This window comes from Nonomuraea sp. NPDC003201, from assembly GCF_053590415.1.
This window is the reverse complement of sequence record NZ_JBSFTC010000124.1, coordinates 17,995-30,622: the sequence shown is the minus strand read 5'-3', so window position 1 is coordinate 30,622 and position 12,628 is coordinate 17,995. Positions and strand designations below refer to the sequence as shown.

Below are 12,628 nucleotides of genomic sequence, written 5' to 3'. Positions count from 1 at the left end.
GCGGCCGCCGCGCCACGCGGGCAGCCCCACGGCGGCCAGCACCACCAGGGCCGTGCCCGCGACGATGGCCAGCACGGGGATCGGCGCCACGGACGTCGCGCCGAGCATCGCCGCCATCACGCCCCAGCCCACCACGGCGCCGATCGCGACGCCGAGCAGGCCCAGCGCGCCGTGCTCGGCCAGGAGCAGCAGCGCGAGCTGGCCCCTGGTGAAGCCCATCGACTTGAGCGTGGCCAGGTCGCGGAGCTGGGCCAGCACCCGGCCGCCGGCCGCGTTGGCCAGGGCGAGCGCGGCGGCCACCAGCCCGACCACGCCGAACAGCGCCAGCAGCGTGCCCAGCAGCCGGTTGTCCAGCTCCATGGCGGCCCTGACCTCGCGCCAGGTGTAGACCCGCTGGAGCTTGTCCTCCAGCATGACGACCACGCGCTGCGAGACGACCTGCGTGGCGTCGGGGTCGGCCAGGCGCAGCCCGGTCACCCACTCGCTGCGGCCCAGCATGGGCTCGATGCGGTCGAGCATGACGGGCAGCACGTAGGCCAGGCCGGGCGTCCACTGGGGGTAGAAGCCCTGCTCGGCGGAGTCGGCGATGCCGCGTACGTACAGGGTGTGGCGCTTGCCGCTGAGCGCGATGATCGTGAAGGGCGCGCCGATCCTGAGCCGCAGCGAGGTCGCGAACGAGCGCTCGACGACCACGCCGTCGGGCTGGGAGGGATCCAGCCACCTGCCCTCGGCCACCAGCGGGTGCGCCACCTGCGGCGGCGTGGCGGGCATCGCGCGCAGCGCCGCGGGCTCCTTCTTGCCCTCCTGCGCCACGGTCACGGGCGCCGAGCGGTACGGGCCCGCGATCTGCGTCACGCCGTCGATGCCGCTCAGGTCAGCCTGGGGGCTGTCGTCGGTGTAGAGCCAGACGTGGGCGCCGTCGGTCTGGGCGAACAGGCTGCGCCACGGGTTGGTGCCCTCCTCGAGCAGGGTCGCCGCGGTGATCAGCGCGGCCACGATCCCGGCCACGGTCAGCACCGTCAGCAGCGCCTGGCCCTTCCGGGCCCGCAGGTCGGCCTTGATCCACCGGCTCCCCGCCAAAGTGGCACTCACAGGCCCTCCTTTGTCGGGCCTGTGAGTGCTGCCCTGCTGTGTCCGATTGTTCGCTCGCTCACCTGAGGTCGATCACCTCGCCGGCCGTGCGCGTGCGGCGGCGCGCGATGCGGCCGTCGTCCACGATCTCCCCGTCGAACAGCGACACCAGCCGGTCGGCCAGGCTCGCCACGCGCGCGTCGTGGGTGACCATCACGATCGTCTGGCCCTCCTTGTGGACGTCGCTGAGCAGGCGGAGCACGTCGCGGGTGTTGCGGCTGTCGAGGTTGCCGGTGGGCTCGTCGGCCAGCAGCACGCTGGGCTGGTTGGCCAGCGCCCTGGCCAGCGCGACCCGCTGCTGCTCGCCTCCGGAGAGCTGGGCGGGCGAGGCGTCGGCGCGGTCGGTGAGGTTGAGCGCGCCGAGCAGGCCCTCCCTGCGCTCGCGGGCCACCTTGGGGGAGGCCCCGGCCAGCAGCGCGGGCAGCTCGACGTTGTCGCCCACGGTCATGTTGGCGACGAGGTTGAAGAACTGGAAGACGAACCCGACCTTCTTGCGCCGCAGCAGCGCCCAGGCGCTCTCCGAGAGCGTGTCGACGCGCTTGCCGTCGAGCCAGATCTCGCCGCTCGTCCTGGTGTCGAGCCCGCCCAGCATGTGGACGAGCGTGGACTTCCCGGAGCCGGACGGACCCATGATCGCGACGAACTCACCCGGCTCGACCTGCAGGTCCACGCCGCGTACGGCAGGCACGGGCACTGCGCCATCCTGGTAGATTTTGACCAGATTGACCGTTTTCACAACCGTGCTCATGCCAGATCCTCCTGGCAACGCTCCAGCCAGTCAAGGTCCGCCTGCAGGTGGAGCATGGCGCCCTCGATGAGGAGGATGGCCACCCGGTCGGTCGGCGCAGTGCGGGCCAGGAGGTCGTTGAGATCGCCCATGAGCGACAGGTAGTGGCGGCGCTGACGGCTGATCAGCGCCATCCGGTCGGCTATGCCGGTGAGCGGGGCCAGCACGAGCTTCATGAAGAACTCGTCGCGCACCCTGGGGCCCTCGGTGGGCTCGTCCACCCAGAGGGTGAGCACGTCCCGGCCCTTGGCGGTGAGGTAGTAGACCTTCTTGTTGGGCCGGTTGGACTGCTCCACGTCCACCGCCCGGACGAGGCCGTCCTTCTCCAGCCTGCCGAGCGTGACGTAGATCTGGCCGATGTTGGGGGACGGATAGGCGCTGCCGAACGTCTGCTCCAGCGCCTGTTTGAGCTCGTACCCATGGGCCGGCTCCTTAGCCAGGAGCGCCAGCAGGTGAAGCCGCACCGCCCCACCTCCCCGCCGTGTTACGAACGCGTTACGTATCAAGCCGTTGACCTACAGATTACATGTGTGCATAACATGAATGCATCTACCTAACACGTATGTAAATCACTCTGAACGTGGAGGAAACAGAGTGCGCTCGCTCACGCTCTCCCTGGTCGTCCTCCTGGCGGCGGCCGGCTGCGCGCCCGCGAGCAATGAGGGCGGCGGCGAAACCGGCACGGGCGGCACAGGCCCCATCACGTTCGCCACCGGTCGCGACACCACGGCGTACCTGCAACCCTTGCTGGACCGCTGGAACCAGGCCCACCCGGCCGAGAAGGTGACGCTGCTGGAGCTGCCCGAGGCCGCCGACGAGCAGCGCGCTCAGATGGTGGCCAACCTCCAGGCCAAGAGCAGCCGGTACGACGTACTGGGGCTCGACGTGGTGTGGACTGCCGAGTTCGCGGAGAACGGCTGGATCATCCCCCTGGAGCGCGGGTTGTTCCCGCTCGACAGGTTCCTGCCGCCCGTCGTGGAAACGGCGGTCTACAAGAACAAGCTCTGGGCCGTCCCGTACACGAGCAACGCAGGGTTGCTCTACTACCGGACCGACCTGGTCAAGAAGCCGCCACGGACGTGGGCCGAGCTTCGCGACCAATCCCGCCAAATAATGAAAAAGAACGATATTGGAGGCTATGCCGGGCAGTTCCTGGCGTATGAAGGGCTCACCGTCAACTTCTCCGAGGCCCTGCAGTCCGCCGGCGGGCAGATCGTCAGCAAGGACGGCACGGAGGTGACCCTCGATCCGGCCAAGACGCGCATCGCACTCGACTTCCTGCTCCAGGGCCTGCGCGAGGGCTGGATCCCCAAGGAGTCACTGAGCTACAAGGAGGAGGAGACGCGCCTGGCCTTCCAGGAGGGCCGGCTCGCCTTCGCCCGCAACTGGCCGCACGGCTACGGCCCGGCCAGGGCGAAACTGGGCGACAAGCTGGGGGTGACCCGGCTGCCGGGGCTCAACGGCCCCGGGTCCAGCACGCTGGGCGGCGCCAACCTCGCCATCAGCGCGTACTCCAAGCATCAGCACACGGCGCAGGAGTTCATCCGCTACTTCACCAGCCTGGAGAACGAGCGCCGCGTCCTCACCGAGGGCTCCTTCCCGCCCGTGTGGACCGAGCTCTACGACGACCCCGCCCTGATCAAGCGCTTCCCCTACCTGCCCGTGCTCAAGGAGAGCATCCTCGCCGCCAAGGCACGGCCGGTGAGCGCCAACTACAACCAGCTGAGCCTGGTGATCGCCAGTTCGGTCGCCAAGGCGCTCGGCAACCCCTCCACCGAGTCCGCGGACGACGCCGCGGTCTCCATGAAGTCCGAAATCGAAGAGATCATCAGAACACAGTGAGGCAACCATGCGAAACGCCAGAGCAGCAGCAATCCTGGCCGGGCTCGCGGTAGCCGTCGCCGCCTGCGGCAACGCCCCGACGACCACCTCGCCGTCCACCGACGCTTCCGGCTCCGCGTCGGCCCCCGCCGCCGGCGCCAAGCCGCTGCAGGGCGTGAAGCTCGAGGTCGCCGCCAAGTGGACCGGCGACGAGCAGAAGAACTTCGAGCAGGTTCTCAAGGCCTTCACCGAGAAGACCGGCGCGAAGGTCACGTACGCCTCCACCGGTGAGGACACCGGCGCCTACCTCGGCCCGCGCATCCAGGGCAAGAACCCGCCGGACGTCGCGATCCTGCCGCAGCCGGGCCTGGTGCAGCAGTACGCCGACCAGAGCGCGCTCATCCCGCTGACCGACGACGTCGTCAAGGAGGTGGACACCAACTACACCCCGTACTGGAAGGAGCTCGGCTCCGCCAGCGGCAAGGTGTACGGCGTGCTCATCAAGGCGGCGCACAAGTCGCTGGTCTGGTACCGGGCGCAGGCGTACGACGACGCGGGCGTGCAGCCGGCCACCACCTGGGACGAGCTGGTCAAGAACGCTCAGACCATCGCCGACTCCGGCACCGCGCCGTTCTCGTTCTGCGGCGCGTCCGGCTGGACGCTGACCGACCTCTTCGAGAACGTCTACCTGTCCACCGCCGGGCCGGAGAACTACGACAAGCTCTCCAAGCACGAGATCCCGTGGACGGACCCGACCGTGACCACCGCGCTGGAGAAGATCGCGCAGATCGCGGGCAAGAAGGAGTTCGTGGTCGACGGCAACGCCGGCGCCCTGCAGACCGACTTCCCCGGCTGCGTGACCAAGGTCTACGGCGACAAGAAGGCCGCCATGGTGATCGAGGCCGACTTCGTGGCCGTCTCCGCGGCGCAGTCGAAGGCCAAGGTGGGCGAGGAGGCCAAGTACTTCCCGTTCCCCAAGGCCGGTGACACGGCCCCCGTCGTCCTGGGCGGCGACGTCGCGGTCGCGATGAAGGACTCCCCCGGCGCGATGGCGCTGCTGCAGTTCCTGGCCTCCAAGGAGGGTGGCGAGATCTGGGCCAAGCTGCCCGGCTACCTGTCGCCCAACAAGAACGTCTCCCCCGACAACTACCCCGACGAGCTGACCAAGCAGCTCGGCCAGACGATCGTCTCGGCCGGCGACGCCGTCCGCTACGACATGTCCGACCTGGCGCCGAGCGCGTTCGGCGCCACCGACGGCAAGGGCGAGTGGAAGGCGCTGCAGGACTTCCTGCGCAACCCGAGCGACATCAAGGGCACTCAGACCACACTGGAAGCCGAGGCCAAGAAGGCCTGGAAGAAGTAAAGAGGTAAGGCCGTGACCGAACGGTTGGACGGCCCGCAGGTCTCGTCCGCGGACACCGCGGACGAGCCCTCCACCGGACCGGCTGAAACCCCCCGTACGCAACGACGCCTCGGCCCCTCGCCGGCGGTCGCCATCGCCTTCCTCCTCCCGGCGGCGGTGCTGCTGGGCATCTGGGTGGTCTACCCGATCGTCTACTCCATCTTCCGGAGCCTGTTCGACTCGGCGGGCACCGGATTCGTGGGACTGGGCAACTACGCCACGATCTTCACCGACTCCGGCATGCTCACCACGATCCGCAACAACCTCATCTGGGTTGTCATCGCGCCGATCGTGGTGACCACGCTGGGCCTGATCTTCGCGGTCCTGACCGAGCGGATCAGGTGGTCGACGGCGTTCAAACTGATCGTGTTCATGCCCATGGCGGTCTCCCTGATGGCGGCGGGCGTGATCTTCCGCTTCGTCTACGAGCAGGACCCCGCCAAGGGCGTGGCCAACGCCGTGCTCACCACCGTGCACGACACGTTCTCCTCCTCGCAGGGCTACCCGGAGGCGCGCCCGCGCGAGGGCGACCAGTCGCCGGTCGCCGCCGACGGCGGCGCGGTCGTCACCAAGCAGCCCGCCCAGGCGGGTCAGCCGGTGCTGATCCCGATCGTGGGCGTCAAGCCGAACGCCCTGCCGAGCAACGCCCAGACCGCCAAGGCCCCCGCGGCCGGCGACGGCCTCTCGGGGACCGTGTGGTTCGACTTCACGCCGGGAGGCGGCGGCAAGAACGGCGAGGTGGACGCCTCGGAGAAGGGCCTGCCGGGCATGACCGTCGAGGCGGTGCAGAACGGCAAGGTCGCCGCGACCGCCACGACGGCCGACGACGGCTCGTTCCGCTTCCAGGGCCTGTCCGCCGGCTCCTATGTCGTACGACTCCCGCAGTCGAACTTCCAGGCCGCCTACAAAGGCCTGAGCTGGCTCGGCCCGACACTCATCACCCCGGCGATCATCGGCGCGTTCGTGTGGGTGTGGGCCGGTTTCGCCATGGTGCTGATCGCGGCGGGGCTCGCGGCGATCCCGCGTGACGCGCTGGAGGCGGCCCGCATCGACGGCGCCTCGGAGTGGCAGGTGTTCCGCAAGATCACCGTGCCGCTGCTGTCGCCGGTGCTGCTCGTCGTCTTCGTGACGATGATCATCAATACGCTGAAGGTGTTCGACCTTGTCTTCATCATCGCCCCGGCCTCGGTCCAACCCCAGGCGAACGTGGTCGCGCTGGAGATGTGGCGCGTGGCGTTCGGTGGCGGGAACAACCAGGGTCTGGGCAGCGCGCTGGCCGTCTTCCTGCTCGTTCTGGTCCTCCCCTTCATGATCATGAACATTCGCCGGTTCAGGAGGGACGAATCATGACGACAGCCACGGCTACCGCCCCTTCGGGGCTGGAGACGGGCGCGCCACGCAGGAGCGTGGTGAGCAAGATCGTGGACCGGATCGGCGGCGGAGCCGTCCAGGTGATCATGATCCTGCTGGGCCTGTTCTGGCTGGTGCCGACGCTGGGCCTGCTCGTCGTCTCGATGCGTACGACGGACGTCAACACCTCCGAGGGCTGGTGGACGATCTTCACCAAGCCTGCCGAGCTGACCCTCGCGAACTACAAGGATCTGCTGGCCAGCGGCTTCACGGCGTCCTTCTGGAACACCGTGCTGATCACGGTGCCGACCACGGTCCTGGTGATCGGCATCGCGGCCATGGCCGCCTACGCGTTCGCGTGGATGGAGTTCCCCGGGCGTGACGGGGCGTTCCTCGTCGTGGTCGGGCTGCTGATCGTGCCCATCCAGATCGCGCTGATCCCCGTCGCGTCCTTCTACGGAGGCATCGGGATCTTCGGCTCGATCCCGGGCGTGGTGCTGTTCCACACGGCGTTCGGCCTGCCGTTCGCCATCTTCCTGCTGCGCAACTTCTTCGTCGGCATCCCGTCCTCGCTGCTGGAGGCGGCGCGGATGGACGGGGCGCCGGAGTGGAAGATCTTCGTGTCGGTGGTGTTCCCGCTGGGCAAGCCCGCCATCGCCTCGCTGGGCATCTTCCAGTTCCTGTGGGTCTGGAACGACATGCTCATCGCGCTGGTCTTCGCCAACACCGACAACCAGCCGATGACCAAGGCCCTGCAGTCCCAGATGCGGCAGTTCGGATCGAACGTGGACATCCTCTCGTCCGGTGCGTTCCTGTCACTGCTCATCCCGCTGGTCCTGTTCTTCGCCTTCCAGCGGTACTTCGTCCAGGGCATGATGGCCGGATCCGTGAAGTGATCAAGGTGCCCGCGCGGATCGCGCGGGCACCTTGTGATCATTCTGGTACGGCTGGACCCGACGTTTCGGCAGCAAGCCGTACCAGACCTAGATAAGCTCAACGGCCATGGCCGGTCGTCCACTGAACGAAGTCGTCGAAGCCGGATGGGCCAGTGCGCTTGAGCCCGTCTCCGAGCAGATCTCCCTGATGGGCGAGTTCCTGCGCAAGGAAATCGCCGATGGCAGGCAGTACCTGCCCGCGGGCGCGCACGTGCTGCGCGCTTTCAACCAGCCCTTCGACGACGTCAAGGTGCTGATCGTGGGTCAGGACCCCTACCCCACGCCCGGCCACCCGGTCGGGCTGTCGTTCTCGGTGGCGCCCGAGGTGCGGCCGCTGCCCGGCAGCCTGGTCAACATCTACAAGGAGATGGAGACCGACCTCGGCCTCCCCCGCCCCGCCAACGGCGACCTGACGCCGTGGGCCGAGCAGGGCGTCCTGCTCCTCAACAGGGTCCTCACCGTGATGCCCGGCAAGCCCGCCTCCCACCGGGGCAAGGGCTGGGAGCAGGTCACCGAGCAGGCCATCCACGCCCTCGTGGCGCGCAACAAGCCGATGGTGGCCATCCTCTGGGGCCGCGACGCCCGCAACCTGGCCCCGATGCTCGGCAATGTGCCCCGCGTCGAGTCCGCTCATCCCTCCCCTCTCTCCGCGCGCAGCGGCTTCTTCGGCTCGCGTCCCTTCAGCCGGGCCAATGAGCTGCTGGAACAGCAAGGCGCGGCACCTGTCGAGTGGAAGCTGCCCTAGAGTCGTCGCCATGAGTGATGAACCGAAGTTCCTGCGTCTCACGGTCGAGCTGACCGTCGAGGTGCTTGACGTGGACGCTTTGCAGGCGGCGGCGCTGGCCGAGATCCGGCACCCGGACGCCGACCTCACCGCCGAGGAGCGCACCGAGCAGGCCGAGCTGGTCAGCTCCGACGAGACGGGCGCCTCGGCGCTGCAGTGGCTCATCGAGCCGGACCACGTGCTGCAGCTTGTCGACCACATCAACGAGATCGAGCCGCGCGAGGCCGTCCTCGGGGTGGAGCCCTCCGAGGGGCCCAGCGAGGACGAGGACGAAGAGGAGCACGACCACGTGTGACGCGTGGGTGAAGTACGGCGGTGGCCACGGCGTTCTGGGAGGCGTCGTGGCTTTTCGCTTCTCTCTGGCGGATCGTTGAGACCTGATGGCTCGTTAAGACCTGGCGGCTGTCGAGACCTGGCGACTCGTTAAGATCGATACCCTCCGGCCCGCCGCAAGGAGGCACGCAGTGATCGTCGCATTCTCCATCACCCCGCTGGGCGTCGGCGAGGGAGTCGCCGAGCCCGTCGCCCGCGCCGTCAAGGTGGTCCGCGACAGCGGCCTGCCCAGCCGTACGGACGCCATGTTCACCACGATCGAGGGCGAGTGGGACGAGGTCATGGACGTGGTGAAGCGCGCGGTGGACGCGGTGGCGGAGGTCGCGCCCCGGGTCAGCCTGGTGCTCAAGGCCGATCTCCGGCAGGGGGTCACCGACGGGATGACCAGCAAGCTCGAGTCCCTGGAACGCCACCTCTCCGAATAGCCGATTTTCCAACCTTGGGCCCTTCGGCGAAGTTGTTTTATGCATGGACCGTTACGAGGGGTTCCACGAGTTCGTACGAACCCGCCAGCAATCGCTGATGCGGACGGCGTACCTGCTCACCGGGAACGCCCACCTCGCCGAGGACCTGTTGCAGACGGTCCTCACGCGCGTCGCCTCCCACTGGGCCAAGCTCGCCAAGGGTGGCAACCCCGAGGCGTACGCGCGCAAAGCCCTGGTGAACCAGACCATCTCCTGGCGCAAGCGCAAGCGGATCGAGCTCTCTGAGGCCGAACTGCCGGAGTTCGCGGCGTCCGGGCAGCCGCACGACGAGGCGACCGTACGCCGGATCGCCCTGCTCCACGCACTGGCGCGGCTCACGCCGAAGCAGCGGGCGCTGATCGTGCTGCGCTTCTACGAAGATCGCACCGAACACGAGACCGCGCAGCTCTTGGGCGTCTCGGTCGGCACCGTCAAGAGCCAGACCCACTACGCGCTGTCGAAACTGCGCGCGCTCGTCCCCCAGGAGGTGTACCGGTGAACCCGCTGCGCGAAGACCTGCACGCGCTGGCCGAACAGGCGCCCGCCGTCGATCTGGCGGCCCAGGCCGTGCGGGGCGCCCGCCGTCGGCGCGCCACCCGCCTGGCCGTGGCCATCGCCGCGGCGACCTGCCTCATCGCGGGCGGCGGCACCGTGCTCCTCCAACAGCTACGCCCCGAGCCCCCGGTCGTGCTCACCCCGCCGGAGACGACGGTCTCCCCGCTGCCCTCGGAAGGCGTCGGACCGATCGAACAGGCGTACCGGCCGGAATGCCGCACCACCGCGTGCGCGAAGAACGCCTGGCGGCTCGTGACCCGCGACGGCGACACCTACGAACTGACCGCGGCACCGGAGACCGGTCCCCTGGCGGTCACGGCGGACGGCCGCCGGCTGGCGTACTACAGCTCGAAGCAGCGCACGATCGTGGTGCGCGACCTGGCGAGCGGCAAGACCTGGAAGTCCCCGCTGAAGCAGCCCGCGGAGGACTTCTCGCGCTCGGCCGAACACACCCTGCGGCTGTCGCCCAGCGGGCTGCGGTTCATCGTGTCGAGCTGGGGCGGGCGGCGGGAGCCCAACAAGCTGGTGGACGTGGAGCGGGGCACGGTCTCCGACCTCCCGCGCGGCTGGTGGCCGGTGAGCGTGTCGGACGGATCCGGCCCCGTCGTGCTCGTCAAGCCGTACGAGAACTCCAGCCAGGTGCGGGTGCTCGGCCACGACCCGATCACCATCCCGGACTTCACGTACGACTACAGCGCCCTCGCCCCCGACGGCCGCACCCTCACCCGGCTGGGCCAGACCTACGACCCGAACCGCCGCCCGATGGTGCAACTGGACGGCTCGATCGTCGTCTTCGACCCGGTGCGGGGCGGCCGCGAAACCCGAGTCCCGATCTCCGGCATCCCGGAAGGGCTCCAGCCGTCGGGGCTCGGCGGCTGGCTGAACTCCACCGAGGTGACCGTGGTCGCCACCCCCGAGTCACCACGCGGACCCAAGCCGATGGTCTACGCCATGGACGTACGAACCGGCAAAACCCGAGAACTCTTCGCCCTACGCAACTACGGAAAAACCCTGGTCCCAGGCCTGGTCCACTGACCCCAACCGTCCACACCCACCCATCAACCCACGGGACCCGCGCACCCAAGCGCGGGTCCGCCCCACCCCCACAACATCAGCACCCACCGCGCACCACCACCCCACACTCGGCACCCGTCCCGCCCGACACCCCCGTACCGGCCGCGCACACCCCCATAAAACCCGGCACCGGTCGGGCCGGCACACCCCACAGCCACAACCCCCTCCGGCGCCGCCCAAGCCGTGCGCACCTCGTACCCCGGTACCCCGCGCCCCCGGAGTTCACATCGCCACCCCTAACCCCCACTCCCCCAGCTTCCCGCAACGCGATATGTCTTGACCGCTTCCCCTAACGCGACATATCGTGTCCTCGACCATAGACGCGATACTACGCGTTCCCGGAGGTGGACAAGCATGGAACAAGAGCGGGTTCCCGTCCTGGTGGTGGGTGGTGGGTACGCAGGCCTGAGCACGGCAACACTCCTGGCGTGGCGCGACGTACCCGTCATGCTGGTGGAGAAGCACCCAAGCACCTCGATCCAACCCAAGGCGTTCGGTGTCGGCCCGCGAGCCATCGAGCTGCTGCGCCCCGTACCCGGCATCGAGCAGGAGCTCCGCGAGACCTGGGCAGGCATCGGGGACAACATGCGCATAGCGATCGCCAAGAGCCTGGCCGACCCGAACCCTCACATGATCATCAACGATGAGCAGGAGGAGATGGCCTTCCTGGCCGACATCACCCCGGCGGCGCAGGTGGGGGCGCCCCAGGCCGCGATCGAGCGGCTGCTGCGGTATACGGCCGAGGAGCTGGGTGCCGACCTGCGCTTCTCCACCGAGCTGGTCTCGCTGGAACAGGACGAGGACGGCGTGACCGCGCTGATCCGCGACGCCGACGGCGACCGCCTCGTACGGGCCGACTACGTGGTCGCCGCGGACGGCTACCGGAGCCCGCTCCGCCACCTCCTGAACGTCCCCACCTCGGGCAAGGGCGAGCTGGGCCGGATGTGCTCGATCATGTTCGACGCGGACCTGAGCGGGCTGGTACGCGAGCGCGAGGTCACACTCTGGTACCTGCAGAACGACCTCTTCACCGGCGTGATCGTGACCGGCACCGGCGTCGGGGCACACGTGCTGGGCGTCAACTACTCCGACGGCCAGAGCGAAGCCGACTTCACCGAGGAGCGCTGCAGAGAGCTGGTACGCATCGCGGCCGACCAGCCTGATCTGGACGTCCAGTTACTGGACAAGACGTCGTTCACCCTGGGGCACGTGGTGGCCGACACGTACCGCGCCGGCCGGGTGTTCTTCGCCGGGGACGCGGCCCACACCATGCCGCCGACCGGCGGGCAGGGCGGCAGCACCGCGCTCCAGGACGGCTGCGACCTCGCCTGGCGGCTCTGGCTCGTCGTCACAGGCCAGGCCGGGCCCGACTTCCTCGACACGTACGACGCCGAACGCCGCCCGATCGGCACGCTGACGGCCGACGCCCAGCTCGCCAACCTCGGCGTACGCATGCCTCCAACCGCCCGCGTCGGCTACCCGGAGCCCCTCGAGGACTTCATGAGCGTCATCATCGGATACCGCTACCACTCCACAGCCATCCTGGACGAACCCGGCGACGACGGCTCCATCCTGGAGGACCCACGCGTACCCACCGGCCGTCCGGGCAGCCGCGCCCCACACGTGGTGCTCGACTGGGAAGGCCAGCGCATCTCGACCATCGACCTCTTCGGCTCCGGCTTCGTACTGCTGGCCGACAGGCAGGGCGGCCAGGCCTGGATGGACGCCGGACGTCTGGTCAAGGAGCGCCTCGGCGTCCAGCTCACGCGCTTGGTGGTGGACGAGGAACTGAAGGACGTGGAGGGGCACTTCCGGAAGCGGTACGGCGTCAGCGGGGGCGGCGCCGTCCTGGTCCGACCGGACGGCTACGTAGCCTGGCGCTCCCCCGGCCCCGTCCCAAACCCGGCAGCCACCCTCGACCAGATCATGACCCAACTCCTCAGCCGCTAGCGAACCACCCCTGACGACCTCGGACGGTCCCGAGCCATCCAC

Annotated in this window: 13 protein-coding genes; 10 read left to right on the top strand and 3 right to left on the bottom strand. The window is 68.8% G+C overall.

Features of this window, described 5'->3' with window-relative positions:
• The 3 genes from ACWDX9_RS33800 to ACWDX9_RS33790 form a co-directional block, all read right to left on the bottom strand.
• The coding region (locus tag ACWDX9_RS33800) for an ABC transporter permease (RefSeq protein ID WP_449961134.1) at positions 1 to 1,092 on the bottom strand (1,092 nt) is incomplete at its 3' end.
• Between the two features lie 58 nt (positions 1,093 to 1,150).
• Positions 1,151 to 1,879: an ABC transporter ATP-binding protein gene (locus tag ACWDX9_RS33795; RefSeq protein ID WP_449961131.1), complete on the bottom strand. Its 729-nt coding sequence runs from the start codon at positions 1,877 to 1,879 to the stop codon at positions 1,151 to 1,153.
• Positions 1,876 to 2,382 carry a PadR family transcriptional regulator gene (locus ACWDX9_RS33790; protein WP_350729978.1) on the bottom strand — a complete coding sequence of 169 codons (507 nt, stop codon included), beginning with the start codon at positions 2,380 to 2,382 and terminating at the stop codon, positions 1,876 to 1,878. The genes ACWDX9_RS33795 and ACWDX9_RS33790 overlap by 4 nt, the downstream gene beginning before the upstream one ends.
• Before the next feature lie 130 nt (positions 2,383 to 2,512).
• Here ACWDX9_RS33790 and ACWDX9_RS33785 point away from each other — a divergent pair, with 130 nt between their 5' ends.
• The 10 genes from ACWDX9_RS33785 to ACWDX9_RS33740 all read left to right on the top strand — a co-directional run bounded on the left by ACWDX9_RS33785 (position 2,513) and on the right by ACWDX9_RS33740 (position 12,586).
• The gene (locus ACWDX9_RS33785) at positions 2,513 to 3,760 is read left to right on the top strand and encodes an ABC transporter substrate-binding protein (RefSeq protein ID WP_355191377.1); all 1,248 of its coding nucleotides are present in this window, start codon (positions 2,513 to 2,515) and stop codon (positions 3,758 to 3,760) included.
• Between the two features lie 7 nt (positions 3,761 to 3,767).
• The gene (locus tag ACWDX9_RS33780) at positions 3,768 to 5,102 is read left to right on the top strand and encodes an ABC transporter substrate-binding protein (RefSeq protein WP_350729974.1); all 1,335 of its coding nucleotides are present in this window, start codon (positions 3,768 to 3,770) and stop codon (positions 5,100 to 5,102) included.
• Between the two features lie 12 nt (positions 5,103 to 5,114).
• The gene (locus ACWDX9_RS33775; RefSeq protein ID WP_449961128.1) at positions 5,115 to 6,491 is read left to right on the top strand and encodes an ABC transporter permease subunit; all 1,377 of its coding nucleotides are present in this window, start codon (positions 5,115 to 5,117) and stop codon (positions 6,489 to 6,491) included.
• Positions 6,488 to 7,387, top strand: a complete 900-nt coding sequence (locus tag ACWDX9_RS33770; protein WP_350729971.1) for a carbohydrate ABC transporter permease — start codon at positions 6,488 to 6,490, stop codon at positions 7,385 to 7,387. Before ACWDX9_RS33775 ends, ACWDX9_RS33770 begins: the two co-directional genes overlap by 4 nt.
• A 106-nt stretch (positions 7,388 to 7,493) precedes the next feature.
• Positions 7,494 to 8,171: a uracil-DNA glycosylase gene (locus tag ACWDX9_RS33765; protein WP_449961125.1), complete on the top strand. Its 678-nt coding sequence runs from the start codon at positions 7,494 to 7,496 to the stop codon at positions 8,169 to 8,171.
• A 10-nt stretch (positions 8,172 to 8,181) separates the two neighbouring features.
• Positions 8,182 to 8,505, top strand: a complete 324-nt coding sequence (locus ACWDX9_RS33760) for a hypothetical protein (protein WP_350729967.1) — start codon at positions 8,182 to 8,184, stop codon at positions 8,503 to 8,505.
• A gap of 169 nt (positions 8,506 to 8,674) precedes the next feature.
• Positions 8,675 to 8,968, top strand: coding sequence for an MTH1187 family thiamine-binding protein (locus ACWDX9_RS33755; protein WP_449961122.1), 294 nt, complete (start codon positions 8,675 to 8,677; stop codon positions 8,966 to 8,968).
• Positions 8,969 to 9,011: 43 nt separating this feature from the next.
• Positions 9,012 to 9,506: a SigE family RNA polymerase sigma factor gene (locus tag ACWDX9_RS33750; protein WP_350729965.1), complete on the top strand. Its 495-nt coding sequence runs from the start codon at positions 9,012 to 9,014 to the stop codon at positions 9,504 to 9,506.
• Positions 9,503 to 10,597: a hypothetical protein gene (locus ACWDX9_RS33745; RefSeq protein WP_449961119.1), complete on the top strand. Its 1,095-nt coding sequence runs from the start codon at positions 9,503 to 9,505 to the stop codon at positions 10,595 to 10,597. Before ACWDX9_RS33750 ends, ACWDX9_RS33745 begins: the two co-directional genes overlap by 4 nt.
• A 393-nt stretch (positions 10,598 to 10,990) precedes the next feature.
• Positions 10,991 to 12,586: an FAD-dependent monooxygenase gene (locus ACWDX9_RS33740; protein ID WP_449961116.1), complete on the top strand. Its 1,596-nt coding sequence runs from the start codon at positions 10,991 to 10,993 to the stop codon at positions 12,584 to 12,586.
• Positions 12,587 to 12,628: the final 42 nt, after the last annotated feature.

Bases quoted from the DNA above. Each gene is read 5' to 3' on its own strand.
- ACWDX9_RS33795 (WP_449961131.1), bottom strand. From the start codon at position 1,879: ATGAGCACGGTTGTGAAAACGGTCAATCTGGTCAAAATCTACCAGGAT.
- ACWDX9_RS33780 (WP_350729974.1), top strand. From the start codon at position 3,768: ATGCGAAACGCCAGAGCAGCAGCAATCCTGGCCGGGCTCGCGGTAGCC.
- ACWDX9_RS33770 (WP_350729971.1), top strand. From the start codon at position 6,488: ATGACGACAGCCACGGCTACCGCCCCTTCGGGGCTGGAGACGGGCGCG.
- ACWDX9_RS33765 (WP_449961125.1), top strand. From the start codon at position 7,494: ATGGCCGGTCGTCCACTGAACGAAGTCGTCGAAGCCGGATGGGCCAGT.
- ACWDX9_RS33760 (WP_350729967.1), top strand. From the start codon at position 8,182: ATGAGTGATGAACCGAAGTTCCTGCGTCTCACGGTCGAGCTGACCGTC.
- ACWDX9_RS33750 (WP_350729965.1), top strand. From the start codon at position 9,012: ATGGACCGTTACGAGGGGTTCCACGAGTTCGTACGAACCCGCCAGCAA.
- ACWDX9_RS33740 (WP_449961116.1), top strand. From the start codon at position 10,991: ATGGAACAAGAGCGGGTTCCCGTCCTGGTGGTGGGTGGTGGGTACGCA.